Source organism: Pectobacterium sp. HCp5_1 (genome assembly GCF_032905925.1).
Classification (GTDB): domain Bacteria; phylum Pseudomonadota; class Gammaproteobacteria; order Enterobacterales; family Enterobacteriaceae; genus Pectobacterium; species Pectobacterium brasiliense_A.
Window position 1 is genome coordinate 58,215 of sequence record NZ_JAUMIO010000011.1, and the last position, 14,152, is coordinate 72,366.

Sequence of the window (14,152 nt, forward strand, 5' to 3'; positions counted from 1 at the left end):
AATTAGCCGGAGAATGGCCGAATACCGCCCATCATTGCGGGCTGTGCACTGAGGTAAAGCAGGACGCCGGAGCCAACCAAAATCAGCCCGCCAGCAAACGCCAGAAGAGAAAAGGTCGCACGCTGCCACACGGGCGAGGCACGGTTTGCACCTAAGCGCTCAACCACGCGACGACAGTAAAAAACCAACACGGCCAGCGCCGAGATCGTGATCGCCGTTCCGGCAGCCATTACCAGCGCAGAGGCAACGCCCCACCAATACACGCCGATCACTTTAGAGAAAAGCAGCACCAGAATAGCACCTGAACACGGGCGCATGCCCATCGCCAGCACAATCATCAAATGTGTGCGCCAACTGCTATCGCGCTCAAGTTCCTCATTGCTGGGGAGATGGCGGTGTCCGCAGCCGCAATCGGCATCGTGCTGATGAGAAGAAGAGGAAAGCGCAGGCGTCGGGCGAAGCGCCATACGTCTATAGGTTGGTACGTTAAGCGGGGTTAAATGAGAAGGCGTTACACGCAAAATCATCGCCGGTTTAGGCTGCCGCACGACGGCGATATACAGCTGTTTCAACGCACGGAAACAGAGCAGCAGTCCCAGCCCCGCCACCAGCACGAAGCTCCCCTTTTCCATCCAGAAACTGCTGTTATGCAACGTTCGACTAGACAGCTGCAAGATCCCTAATACCACGGTCACCAGTGCCACCGCCATCAGCCCCTGAACCAGCGAGGCGGCAAGCGTCAACTTCAGGCTGCTTTTCAGCTTCGACGGGTGTGTCGCCAGGTAGGTCATGATGACGACTTTACCGTGCCCCGGCCCGACGGCATGAAGTACGCCATAGACCAGACTGAACATCATCAGACTCAGCCCCGCCTGATGCGGCTGCTGTTCCACCATCTGCAATAGGTGCGACATCTGCTGATGCAGCGATTTCTGCCAGATCGCGCTTTGCAGCACGATTTGCGGCCAGTATCCCACGATATAATGCAGCGCCGAGGCCAGCAGCGCCAAGAACAGCCACAGCGGCCACAGATCGCGCAGTCGGCTCAACAACGAGCGCTGACGCGACAGCGAGCCGAGGTTCACTGACATTGCAACGTCACCCGCTGTGCAAACTGTTTCCCCAGCTCCATGTCTTCATCCGGCGCATCGTTCTTATCCAGCGACAGTGCATAGGATTGCAGTTCAGCGTTGGGTTCCGGCGTGACGAGCGAGGTTTTACAACGTAAAGCCAGCGCAGGCGCGAGCGTAACGGCCTTATCGTTCTGGTAGGACATATCGACAAAGTAGGTAGGATCGTAAGTAGAAATCAGAAAAGGCTTGCCAGCCAGCGGCTGTGGATGCGCCAGCGGCAGCACAAACTCCAGCACTGCCTGATTGCCTTTGCGAGAAAGGTGATATTCGGTTGGCATCGGTGCATATTTCACGGGCTGACCATCACGATAAATATCGGTGAAATAATGCTGTCCTAACACATTCGCCATGACTTCCGCCGCCAGCTTTTTCCAGACTTCAGAGTCTTTCTTCGCCTTCCCGGCGTCATACAACAGGTCGGCAGACGTGATGGGATCCATCGTCCACAGCATACGTAAACCGGTGATGTTGTCGTTCTGGCTCTCAACTGTCGTCTGCATATCAATAAAACTGTGTGGGTGAGCGAAAACGGGCTGGCCGAACGCCAGACCTGTCATCAGCAACGTTATCTGTCCGCACCACCGTTTCAAAGCGTTATAATGTAACATTATTTTTACCACACTACGTTATCTTGACAATACGCGCCATGACTTAAGCCTTTTCGACCACCGTATGGTGACGGACAGAAGGCCGAATAAACAGGGCCGGAACCGCCAACAGCGCCATCACCCAGAACGTGCCGCCCTGCAGGTGTTCAAACAGGAAACCGGACACCATCGTCATCACCGCGATACTTCCGCCCATCGCCAGCGCAGAATACACCGCCTGTAACCGCAGGATGTCACCACCGGTACGTGCCGCGATAAAGCGCATGGCGGCCAGATGGCAGACGGTGAAGGTTCCACAGTGCAATATCTGTATCACAATCAGCCACGGCAGAGCCACCGTCGCGCCCATCAAGCCCCAGCGCACCACGCCGCATACGGCAGAGAGCAGCAAGAGCTGTCTGGCACTCCAGCGTCGAAACAGGCGTTGGCTGAAGGTAAAGATGACAATCTCCGCAACCACGCCTAACGACCAGAGATAGCCAATAATCGAGGCGGAATAACCCGAATCCTGCCAATAAATGACGCTGAAACCATAGTAAGCCGCGTGTGCACCTTGCAGCAGCGACACGCAAAGCAGGAAACGCCATACCGCAGGTTCGGTCAGCAATCGTTTCCACGGCGTGACGCTAACCGACTGCGCTGTCGACGTTGCAGCTTGCGGCATCACGCTAGGGCGAAGCAGCATACCTAACAGCATGACGGCCAGCCCTGCGCTGAGAATGGCCAGAATCGCGGGGTGTCCCCAGATTGCGACCAGTTCACCCGTAGCCGCAGAGGCGATAACGAACGCGATCGAGCCCCAAACGCGCACCTTGCCGTAATCCATCACGACCTGCCGCTGCCACGTCGCAGCTAATGCATCCGTCAGTGGTACCAGCGGCGCAAAAAACAGGTTAAACCCGATCATCACGATCATCAGCCATAGCCAGGCACTTCCCAGCCAGAAACCAACAGCCAGCGCCAGTGATAGCAACGCCAGCCCACGTAACACCGTAATCAATTTGGACGGTTCTTTCACGCTGGGCGTGATGACCAGACTGCCGACGAAGCGCGCCACCAGCCCCGCGCCCAGCAGCATGCCGATCGACTCAGCGGACAGCCCCTCGCCTTTCAGCCATCCGCCCCAAAACGGCAGGAAAACGCCATAGCAAAAAAAGTAGGTGAAATAGCTCAGCGCCAACCAGCGCGTCGATTGCAAAACCATGATTCCTCCCTTTCGATGACGAACTCCCCTAGCTTCGGCACTTTTTTGCCGGTTACTGTGTCAGAGTGCACACGGCGGCGCAACGCGTTATTCACCATTAAACGTGAACGGAGATAGTGCCCTGATCGACAGGCATAAAAAATTTCCGAGAGAAATTTTTAACGTTGCGTCAGTGGCGGCCAGGGATGGCCGCCATAAAAAACGCCAGCACTCAGGCTGGCGTTTAGGAAGTGTTCCGACAGTGATGTCAGAGAAAATGCCGAATTATGCGTAAACCGGGAAGCGAGCGCAGATCTCCAGAACTTTCTGTTTCACGCGTTCAATGGTCGCTTCATCGTTGATGTTGTCCAACACATCACAGATCCAGCCAGCCAGTTCACGCACTTCCGCTTCTTTAAAACCGCGACGGGTTGCTGCTGGGGTTCCGATACGGATACCAGAAGTCACAAACGGGCTCTTCGGATCGTTAGGCACGCTGTTTTTGTTCACAGTGATGTTGGCACGGCCCAGCGCAGCATCAGCTTCTTTACCGGTCAGGTTTTTGCTCACCAGGTCCAGCAGGAACAAGTGGTTGCTGGTTCCACCAGACACCACGTTGAAACCACGTGACAGGAAGACTTCAACCATTGCTTTAGCGTTTTTCGCGACTTGCTGCTGGTAAACCTTGAATTCAGGCTCCATCGCTTCTTTCAGCGCAACCGCTTTACCCGCGATAACGTGCATCAACGGACCGCCCTGACCACCAGGGAATACCGCAGAGTTCAGTTTTTTGTACAGCTCTTCGTCGCCGCCTTTCGCCAGAATCAGGCCACCGCGTGGGCCAGCCAGCGTTTTGTGCGTGGTGGTGGTCACGATATGGGCATGAGGAACCGGGTTAGGGTAAACATCCGCGGCAATCAGGCCAGCAACGTGCGCCATATCAACAAACAGGTAAGCACCGATGCTGTCAGCGATTTCGCGCATCTTCGCCCAGTCAACCACGCCAGAGTAAGCAGAGAAACCGCCGACGATCATTTTTGGCTTGTGCGTACGCGCCAGTTCAGCCATTTCGTCGTAGTCGATCTTGCCGCTTTCGTCGATGCCGTAAGGAATAACGTTATACAGTTTACCTGACAGGTTAACCGGAGAACCGTGCGTCAGGTGACCACCGTGCGCCAGGTTCATACCCAGAATGGTGTCGCCCGGCTGCAGCAGCGCGGTGTAAACGGCAAAGTTAGCCTGAGAGCCTGAGTGCGGCTGCACGTTGGCATAATCTGCACCGAACAGCGCTTTCGCACGATCGATGGCCAGTTGCTCAACGATGTCCACATACTCACAACCGCCGTAGTAACGCTTACCCGGATAACCTTCAGCATACTTGTTCGTCAGCTGAGACCCTTGAGCCTGCATAACGCGTGGGCTGGTGTAGTTTTCTGACGCAATCAGTTCAATGTGCTCTTCCTGACGCACCACTTCTTGCTCCATTGCTTGCCACAGGTCGGCATCATAATCGGCAATGTTCATTTCACGCTTTAACATCCGGATCTCCTGACTCAGCTAACATAAATATACTGGGAATTAATGGCCCATTTGGGAATTGGGCTACCCTTTTGGGGAATGGCGTATAGTGTAAACCGTTTTTCCCTAATGAAGATAGGTCTTGACAGAGGTTTTTACGCAAACGATTAGCTACAGGCAGCGCAAGGCTTCAGCAAATATCTGCTGCACGGTGGTAAACGGATTTTTCTTCATTCTCAACCTGCTATTTCTTCATGTTATTCCCTTTGGCTCTGCCTAAAAACCCCTACCACCAAAAAGGTAATTTACAGCGGCGGACAAACCCAATAAGATGCATATAAAATACAACTTATAAGTCATGCCAATAAAAGGAGTCACCATGCTGGATAACCAAACTATCGCCATCGTTAAATCAACCATTCCTCTGCTGGCGGAAACGGGCCCGAAACTGACCGCGCATTTTTACGATCGCATGTTTACGCATAACCCTGAGCTCAAAGATATTTTTAACATGAGCAACCAGCGCAATGGCGATCAGCGTGAAGCGTTGTTCAATGCCATCTGTGCTTATGCGACGAATATTGAAAACCTGGCCGCGCTGCTGCCCGCGGTTGAGCGTATCGCCCAGAAGCACGCCAGCTTTAACATTCAGGCCGATCAGTATCAGATCGTGGGTAATCACTTATTGGCAACGCTGGATGAACTGTTTAGCCCAGGGAAGGACGTGCTGGACGCCTGGGGCAAAGCCTATGGCGTGCTGGCGAATGTCTTCATTCAGCGCGAAGGCGATATCTACCGCAGTACCGAAGCGCAAAACGGCGGCTGGAGCGGCGTGCGGCCTTTCCGTATTGTGAACAAGCAGCCGCAAAGCTCGGTGATTACCAGTTTCACGTTGGAACCCACCGACGGCCAGCCTATTGCGGATTTTCAACCGGGCCAGTATCTGGCGGTTTACATCAAGCATGACAGTTTTGCCAACCAGGAGATTCGCCAATACTCTCTGACTCACGCGCCAAATGGAAAATCCTACCGGATTGCGGTGAAACGTGAAGCACAGGGCACTGTTTCCGGCTATCTGCATGATACCGCGCGCGAAGGCGATATCATTCATCTGGCGGCGCCGCACGGCGATTTCTTCCTTGATATCCCCGCTTCTACGCCGGTTGCCCTGATTTCTGGCGGCGTGGGGCAAACTCCGATGCTGGGCATGTTGCATACACTCAAGCAGCAGAGTCATCAGGCGAAGGTGCTATGGCTGCACGCAGCAGAAAATGGCACAGCGCATGCGTTTGCGGATGAAATCAAACAAACGGGACAGTCTCTGCCGCAGTTCCAGCATCACATCTGGTATCGGGAACCGCAGCAGGTCGATCGCCCGGGCGAAGATTATCATCATCGCGGGCTGATGCAGTTGGCCTCGTTAAAAGATGAATTAACCACACCAGATATGCACTATTACCTGTGCGGCCCTGTGGTTTTCATGCAGTTTATCGCACAGCAGTTGCTGGCTATGGGTATCCCCGCTGAGCAACTGCATTACGAATGTTTTGGTCCACATAAAGTCGTCTAACCCTCATTGGTGATGGATCAAAGCCAAAGGCCGCTTTTGCGGCCTTTTTTCATCGTTCAGAAAACCACCGTCTGTAAAACACCTTATTGATCACAAATCTATATGCCAATACGGCAGTGCTCCGCCAAAAAAGAGGTGGGTCACAAAAAATAAAGCCTTATTAAAATAATATTTCATTTTTAATGAATAGTTATTTCACCAAAGGAGCTGCGTTTATAACCTAAATAATTCGAGTTGCAAGAAGGCGGCAAGCGAGGGAGTCCCGATGAGCTTACTCGGGTAAGTGATTCGGGTGAGCGAACGCAGCTAACGCACATGCAACTTGAAGAATGACGGATATAGACATCGCCCTTGAATCGGCTTGGGTGCACAATAAAAGCCCGACGTTCTCGCTAAAGGCCGTGACAAGAGCGATAAAAAACAGCGACCTTCCTTTGATAACGCCTGGGTTCATTAACCGTTTTCGACTAACCAACAAGGGATATGTCTGACCATGGCAAAACGTTTTTCAGAAAGTGTAGCTTTAGCTCTGATACTTTCCGCCCCTTTCACACTGGTACACGCTAAAACGCCCGCCGCGGCACACCAGACCGCCGCACCGGACAGCGTTAACTTACTGTCGGGTTCAACGCTGGGTGAAAAAACCGGCTTATCCGGTAATGTTACCGTACGGGATATTCATCTGCCTGCCACCATCATTATCAGAGACCAGCAAGGTCAGAAGCGGCAGACACAGACCGATGAGCAAGGAAAATATCACCTCGATGTCTCTGGCCTCACACCACCATTACGCCTTTTAGCCATCGAATCCGGCGGCAATAACTGCCTGCTGAATAATATTTCCCGTGCAATTTGCCTGTCTGCTGTCGCCCCATCATTGCATGACGGTAAAGAGAATATTGCCAATATCAACCCGCTGACTGACCGCATTACCTCAGATATTGCGGTGGCAGCAGGCTACATTGGTCCACAGCAGCTAACGGACGACACGGCATCACCGAAACTGGACGCCGCAGCATGGAAAAAAGCCTACGCCGATTTTCATGCGGGCTTTAATGACGCGTTAAAACAGGTAGGCGTCAACGCGCCCAAGCGTTTCGATCCTCTGACTTACTCCGCTGCCCAGCAGGATGCGGTCACCAAAATCGTCAACGTCATTAACCATACCCGCAATTATCACAACGACACCGGCTATTCTGGCCATACGGTGCTGACCGACAGTGCGTTCCATCCCATCGTCGGCCTGAATAATAAAGGCGATTATGAACCGCTGGATTACCGTTCTGCCCGCCAGAGTCTGGACGCGATCCAGAAAGCACAAACCCGCATTTTCATCGTCGGCGACTCAACCGCGGCAACCTATGAAAAAATGCGCTTCCCGCGTATGGGATGGGGTCAGGTTTTTGAACAGCAGTTCAGTAAAAATAGCAGTGTGAAAGTCGTCAATGGCGCACGTGCAGGCCGTAGCTCACGCGACTATTTCTACGAAGGCTGGTTCCGCCAGATACAGCCGCTGATGAAAGAGGGTGATTTCCTGTTTATTCAAATGGGACACAACGATCAAAACTGCAACAGTGCAAAAGCGGTACGTGGCCCGGCGGATGTCGCTAACCTCTGTACTTATCCGAACGATGCGGCAGGGAAAAAGCAGGCCCCGCAGGGGAAAGCCGATATGTCATTCCAGACATCGCTGGAGCGCTACATCACTTTCGCCCGTCAGCACAAACTCACACCGGTTCTGTTGACCCCGACTACCCGAGTAAAAACGGCTGACGGGAAAAACGGCACGCCAGCGGTACACAGTCATTTCACCAAGCAAAACGCGGAAAATGGCTATGCTTTCGTCGGCGATTACAGCCAGACCATCAAGAATACGGCTGCGGATAACAAGGTCATTTTGCTGGACGTTGAGCCTGCCACTATTGCGTTGGCAAACCAGGGTAACAGCGACCATTGGAAACAATACTGGCTGGTGATCGATCCTAAGCAATATCCTTACTATCGCGATCAGGCGGGTAGCCTGAGCAAACCGGATACCACCCATTTTCAGAAAAAAGGCGCTATCGCCGTGGCAGGGATTGTCGCTGACGCCATTCGGCAAGAGCCCGCTCTGGCAGCATTAGCAGAGAAAACCATCAAACAACACCAGTAGTCATCCGTCAGGAAAATAATAAGACAGAGCCACACGCGGCGTAATAATACCGCCGCGTCGTATATAACTCATTAAAGGACTATGGATATGATAAACACTGCACATCTTCGCAAAACTCTGACCCTAGCCATGTTAATTTCCTCGCCCTGGTCGCTAGCGCAGGCTGCCGACTACAATGCGCTGGTTTCTGCCAATGCAACGGGTGCCAACGCCTACAAAACCATCGCTGAAGCCATCGCCAGCGCACCAGCAGACAGCTCGCCATTTGTTATCTATCTGAAAAATGGCGTGTATCACGAGCGCTTGGTCATTACGCGCCCTAACATTCACCTACAGGGTGAAAGCCGTGACGGCACCGTGATCACCGCGACCACCGCCGCTGGGATGCTCAAACCCGATGGCAGCAAATGGGGAACCTCCGGCAGTTATACCGTGAGAATCAATGCGCCGGATTTCAGCGCCCGCTCGCTGACCATCGGCAATGGTTTTGATTTCCCTGCCAATCAGGCCAAAGCCAATGACGATCCGACCAAAATCAAAGATACGCAGGCCGTTGCGTTACTGGTTGATGACAAAGGCGATCGTGTCTGGTTCCACGATGTTAGCCTGACGGGCTATCAGGACACGCTCTATGTCAAAGGGGGACGCAGTTACTTATCCAAATGCCGAATCAGCGGCACCGTTGATTTCATCTTTGGTAATGGTACCGCGCTGTTTGACAATTGCGACATTGTCGCGCGTAACCGTACCGACGTGAAAAATCAGCAACTGGGCTACCTCACCGCCCCCAGCACCAATATTAAACAAAAATATGGTTTGGTCATTATCAATAGCCGTGTGATTAAAGAGAAAGGCGTTCCCGCGAAAAGCTATGGTCTGGGCCGCCCTTGGCATCCAACGACCACGTTTGACGATGGCCGCTATGCCGATCCTAACGCCATCGGTCAGACGGTCTTCCTGAACACCAGTATGGACGACCACATCTATGGCTGGGACAAAATGTCCGGTAAAGATAAACAAGGTAATACCATCTGGTTCCATCCGCAGGACTCACGCTTTTTCGAGTATAAATCCAGCGGTAAAGGAGCAGAGAAAAACGCTCAGCGCCGTCAGTTAAGCGATGCGGAAGCAGCAGAATACACAGTAAACAAGGTGCTGGCAGGTTGGGTTCCTACCGCGCCTAAAGGGAAGTAAATGTGGAGAAGCCAGCCTGATAGGCTGGCTTCTCAGCGGTATTGTCGGGGGAAGCGAAACGATTAAATCGCTTCTTCGTCTTCTTCACCGGTACGGATACGGACAACGCGGGCCACGTCAAAGACGAAGATTTTACCGTCGCCAATTTTACCCGTTTGCGCGGTCTGCGTGATGGTTTCCACACAGGTATCGACGATGTCATCTGACACGACAATTTCGATTTTTACTTTTGGCAGAAAATCGACCATGTATTCTGCACCACGATACAGCTCGGTGTGGCCTTTCTGACGACCAAAGCCTTTAACTTCTGTTACCGTCATCCCTGTGATGCCCACTTCAGCTAACGCTTCACGCACATCGTCCAGTTTGAACGGCTTAATAATCGCATCAATTTTCTTCATGGAGGAACCTTTGTGTTATCTATGTTGCGGCCAAAGCCGAGCATCAGCAAGTGGACAGCATGTCAGAACTCAGGCGGACAATCTACACCCGCACGGCTCTCTCAGCGCTAGTCTTTAAAATCGTTGGCATCCAGCTCGTGGCGGCCCAACAGTTTATAAAATTCCGTTCGATTACGCCCGGCCATTCGCGCGGCCTGCGTCACGTTACCTTTTGCGATCTGTAATAGTTTTCGCAAATAGTTAAGCTCAAACTGATGACGCGCTTCAACAAACGTTGGCAGGGCGGTATTTTCACCTTCCAGCGCTTGTTCAACCAGCGCATCGCTGATCACTGGTGCGCTGGTCAGCGCGACACACTGTTCGATGACATTCACCAGTTGACGCACGTTACCCGGCCAGCTTGCCGTCATCAAGCGCTTCATCGCATCGGTTGAGAAGGTGCGCACAAAAGGCTTGTGGCGATTAGCAGATTCGCGCAGCAGATGGTTTGCCAGCATCGGGATATCTTCAGCACGCTCATGCAGCGCTGGCAGCTTCATATTCACCACGTTGAGCCGATAATAGAGATCCTCGCGAAATTCGTTCTTCTCCATCGCCTTCGGCAAATCACGGTGCGTGGCGGAAATAATCCGCACGTCAATGTCCAAATCGCGGTTGCTACCCAGCGGGCGGACTTTTCGCTCCTGCAGAACGCGCAGCAGCTTAACCTGTAAGGACAGCGGCATATCGCCGATTTCGTCTAAAAACAGCGTGCCGCCTTCCGCCGCCTGAAAAAGCCCTTCACGGCTGCTGACCGCGCCGGTAAAGGCCCCTTTCGCATGGCCGAATAGCTCCGATTCCAGCAATGGCTCCGGCAGCGCACCGCAGTTAATTGCAATGAAGGCTTTCTTTGCTCGCGGGCTCGCCGCATGAATCGCCTGAGCCAGCACCTCTTTCCCTGTGCCGCTCTGACCGTTAATCAGCACGCTGACGTCCGACTGCGCGACCATTCTGGCCTGCTCCAGCAGACGCAGCATAATCGGGCTACGCGTCACGATAGTTTCACGCCAGCTTTCATCACCCGCTGGGGCGGACAATGCCAATGCTTCGTCTATCGCTTTGTAGAGCGCATCACGGTCAACGGGCTTCGTCAGGAAGCTAAATACTCCCTGCTGGGTAGCCGCAACCGCATCGGGAATGGAACCGTGAGCGGTTAAAATGATCACCGGCATCCCCGGCTGATAGCGCTGAATTTCGGCAAACAGCGCCATACCATCCATTTCATCCATACGAAGATCGCTGATCACCAGATCGAACGTCTCGCGCGTTAACAGCCGCAGCGCCTCTTGGCCGCTCTCCGCCGTCATCACGCTAAATCCTTCGCTGGTCAACCGCATGCCCAACAGTTTCAGCAGGCTGGGGTCATCATCCACGAGCAACAAACTCGCCGTTTTTCGGGCTGTCATTGTCTTGTTGACTCCTTCGTCGTCGTCGCGCTGTCCGTATGTGATTCCATTGGCGGCGTATAGGTGTCATCCGCATCAACTGGCTCATTTCTGGATTTCGTTGCCGAATTGCGCGAAGCGTCTTTATTTGTACTACCGCTATTCGCACTGGAACTACCACGACGATCGCCGTCGTTATCTGGCATTTCCCCCGACAGCTGTTTACGAGACGACAGTTGACGCTCAATATCCGTCAGATTTTCCAGTTTCTGCGTGGTGGTTTCTAACTGATATTGCAGGTGACTTTGCTGTACACGCAGAGCGTCTAGCTGCTTGTCGCTGGATTCCTGCAAGCGCTTATAGCGCAGACGCTCATCCGATAGCGCCAAGAACAATGTTTGCCTGTCACGCCAGGTTTGCATCAGCGGGCGCAGCGCCGCCGGGAAAGCCAGACGATATAAATTGATCTGTTCCAGCACCTGACGGCGTTCAGCCTGAGTAATACCGGCATTATCCAGCAGGATGCCCTGCTTAAACACGCTATCCCAGCTATCACCCGCAACTTGCCCGGCTTCCTCACGGGCCTGGAAGTGTGTTAAACGCCCGGCACAGTCCATCGCCCGCAACCAGTAAAGCGCGTTGTTCATGGATTCACGATCGTCGATCTGCCACAGATGCTCGCATTGCGCGATACGGAAATCGGCAACCTGCTCTTTCGGCGGTGTAGCTTCGGTCTCCAGCAGTGCAATGCCATTGTGCACGTTACTGTTACACGCAGCTAAAATGAGTGGCGATGACATAAGCGTCGCCTTCAACAGACGGGAAAATCTTCTACTCGCCAGCCATCCCTTCATAAATCCTACATTCATTCTCTATTCATTCTCGGATTATTCGTTATCAGACAATAAGGGCAGCTCGATGCGGAAACATACATCAGCATAGTCCACGGTAATCAGGCTAAGCTCACCACGCATACGACGAATGCAATCACGCGCGATGCTCAACCCCAGCCCGCTTCCTTTTACTGCACCACGGCGCTGATGGCTGCCCTGATAAAAGGGCTCAAAAATCATGCTCCGTTCTGCATCGGGAATAGGCGTACCATTGTTGGCGACATCAATCTGAACGCGATTGCCAATCTGACGGCTATGAATCCAAATGTTACCGGATTCCTTACCGTAGTGCACCGCATTGGAATAGAGATTATCGATCACTCGCATCAATAGCGTCGTCTCCGCCCAACAGTGATCAACGGCCAGCGTCACATCGGTATGAATCATTTTGGCGCGGGCAGGCAAGCTATGAGAGGCCACGACAATATCGACGATTTCTTCGATTTCCACCCGCTCCAGCTCGGTCGGCGTATCCGCCAGCTTGCGATTGTAGTCCAGCAGTTGATCGATCAGCTGTAGCAGGTGGCGACTGCTGCTATCAAGAATAGCAACCACCTCTTTCTGATCGGCAGTCAGCGGACCAACCACTTCATCGGCCAGCAATTCAGTGCCTTCCCGCAGGCTAGCCAGCGGTGTTTTCAGTTCGTGGGAGATATGGCGTAAAAACTCATGTCGCTGTGATTCGAGCCAGGACAGACGCTCGCTCAACCAGATAATGCGCTGCGCCAGCGTCCGAATTTCACGCGGCCCTTTAAAGGTACTGGTGTTGCCCAGCGAGCGCCCTTCCCCAAGGCGGTTAATCATTCGCTCGACGCCATTAACTGGGCCGATAATCATCCGAGTAAAGAGAACCACCAGCAGCACACTGACCAGAAACAAGAGCAGCGCCTGCCAGCCAAAGAACTGACCACGTTCGGAAATAGCCTGCTGAAGCTGCTGCCCACGGGAAAAAACGACGTCACGCGTCACCTGCACCATCTGTCCGTTCGCCCGGGAGAACCCTTCCAGCAGGCTGGATGCCGTTTGCTCCGGGCCGCTGTTATGGCAGCGTATTTCGCCGAGCTGAGTCAGGAGTTGACGTAGCGTCTGGTAATAGCGGGGATCGGGCAGGACCTGCGCGTGAGAATCCAGCATTTGCAAATACTGTTTACGCTGGTTCTGATAGAGCGTCGCCAGCGTCTGATCGTCCAATACGCAGTATTGCCGGTAGCTACGCTCCATCGCCAGCGCGACGCTGGTCATTGCTTCACTGCGTCGAGCATCCGTCAGCGTTGTCCGGTTAATATCCGCAGCCTGTTCGCTCAGCATGTTCAGGCTTTGATAAGCCTGATAGGCCAGCACCAACAGCGGCAACAAAACCAGCAAGAACGCCATAATTACTAATTGCCGCAGGGAACGCGGGAATAAACGCCATCGTTTCAAAGAAATCATCTCGTTACCTATCGAATCCGCTCTGATGCTAACTGAGTCTTATAAAAGTTCAACGTTTTCCCTTACGACATGCGCAACGCTTCGCAATGTGGCATGAATACCACGGTAAGGACGTCAAAAGTAACGCCGTAAAAACAATCAGGGGGATTCTCTGGGGAGAGGTGGCGGGGTTAAAACGTCACGCGGCCAGAAGAATCACTCCCTCTGGCCGCGTAACTGAATAGGCGGTGCCTCACTCAACGTGTCGCCCGATGCTTGATAACGTTCGTTTTCACGCCCGATTATCGGTCTGGTGGACGATAGGCACCCTTTCTTTTGGCATCATTCCAGGTGTTATGAGCGAAAATGTTTGCCAGTTAGCAACGCAATCATAACCAGTTGAATGAGCAACTCTACTTAAAATGCACTTAGCATGCCAAGTTTAAATAGATAAAATTAAGACACTGATTATTAATCAATTTAATTTAAAACATCGTCGAGAAATACATAACCTGGAATACAAATAACGAAAATACGCGCAAAAGAGACGATTTATGTCGCTAAAAACAGACAGCTTTATGATGCCATCACACCGCTCATATAAATCAAACAGTTAAATGTCACCAATTAGAGACAGTAAAAAGCCTGTCCGTCGCAAAAAAACGA

At 52.7% G+C, this 14,152-nt stretch carries 11 protein-coding genes; 3 read left to right on the forward strand and 8 right to left on the reverse strand.

The annotated features are described in order from the left end of the window. Positions 1-2 precede the first annotated feature (2 nt). The 4 genes from Q3A88_RS10145 to glyA all read right to left on the reverse strand — a co-directional run bounded on the left by Q3A88_RS10145 (position 3) and on the right by glyA (position 4,463). Positions 3-1,091, reverse strand: coding sequence for a nickel/cobalt transporter (locus Q3A88_RS10145; RefSeq protein ID WP_317177838.1), 1,089 nt, complete (start codon positions 1,089-1,091; stop codon positions 3-5). After that, positions 1,082-1,741: a DUF1007 family protein gene (locus Q3A88_RS10150; RefSeq protein ID WP_317177839.1), complete on the reverse strand. Its 660-nt coding sequence runs from the start codon at positions 1,739-1,741 to the stop codon at positions 1,082-1,084. The genes Q3A88_RS10145 and Q3A88_RS10150 overlap by 10 nt, the downstream gene beginning before the upstream one ends. 43 nt (positions 1,742-1,784) lie before the next feature. Continuing rightward, positions 1,785-2,945, reverse strand: a complete 1,161-nt coding sequence (locus Q3A88_RS10155; RefSeq protein ID WP_317177840.1) for a 3-phenylpropionate MFS transporter — start codon at positions 2,943-2,945, stop codon at positions 1,785-1,787. Between the two features lie 264 nt (positions 2,946-3,209). After that, positions 3,210-4,463: a serine hydroxymethyltransferase gene (glyA, locus tag Q3A88_RS10160; RefSeq protein WP_014916229.1), complete on the reverse strand. Its 1,254-nt coding sequence runs from the start codon at positions 4,461-4,463 to the stop codon at positions 3,210-3,212. 358 nt (positions 4,464-4,821) lie between these two features. Here glyA and hmpA point away from each other — a divergent pair, with 358 nt between their 5' ends. The 3 genes from hmpA (at position 4,822) to pemA (ending at position 9,358) form a co-directional block, all read left to right on the forward strand. Then, positions 4,822-6,012, forward strand: a complete 1,191-nt coding sequence (gene hmpA, locus Q3A88_RS10165) for an NO-inducible flavohemoprotein (RefSeq protein ID WP_317177841.1) — start codon at positions 4,822-4,824, stop codon at positions 6,010-6,012. A 493-nt stretch (positions 6,013-6,505) separates the two neighbouring features. Next, positions 6,506-8,164, forward strand: a complete 1,659-nt coding sequence (gene paeY, locus Q3A88_RS10170; protein ID WP_317177842.1) for a pectin acetylesterase PaeY — start codon at positions 6,506-6,508, stop codon at positions 8,162-8,164. Between the two features lie 87 nt (positions 8,165-8,251). Beyond that, positions 8,252-9,358: a pectinesterase PemA gene (gene pemA / locus Q3A88_RS10175; protein ID WP_317177843.1), complete on the forward strand. Its 1,107-nt coding sequence runs from the start codon at positions 8,252-8,254 to the stop codon at positions 9,356-9,358. A gap of 62 nt (positions 9,359-9,420) precedes the next feature. Here pemA and glnB read toward each other — a convergent pair whose 3' ends face one another. The 4 genes from glnB to Q3A88_RS10195 form a co-directional block, all read right to left on the reverse strand. Beyond that, on the reverse strand, positions 9,421-9,759 hold the full coding sequence (gene glnB, locus Q3A88_RS10180) for a nitrogen regulatory protein P-II (protein ID WP_005970202.1): 339 nt from the start codon (positions 9,757-9,759) through the stop codon (positions 9,421-9,423). Positions 9,760-9,866: 107 nt separating this feature from the next. Further along, positions 9,867-11,204 carry a two-component system response regulator GlrR gene (gene glrR, locus Q3A88_RS10185; RefSeq protein WP_010280116.1) on the reverse strand — a complete coding sequence of 446 codons (1,338 nt, stop codon included), beginning with the start codon at positions 11,202-11,204 and terminating at the stop codon, positions 9,867-9,869. After that, on the reverse strand, positions 11,201-12,052 hold the full coding sequence (gene qseG / locus Q3A88_RS10190; protein WP_110162064.1) for a two-component system QseEF-associated lipoprotein QseG: 852 nt from the start codon (positions 12,050-12,052) through the stop codon (positions 11,201-11,203). Before qseG ends, glrR begins: the two co-directional genes overlap by 4 nt. Positions 12,053-12,070: 18 nt before the next feature. Beyond that, a complete protein-coding gene (locus Q3A88_RS10195; protein ID WP_039463803.1) occupies positions 12,071-13,507 on the reverse strand; it encodes a sensor histidine kinase in 1,437 nt (478 codons plus the stop codon). Positions 13,508-14,152: the final 645 nt, after the last annotated feature.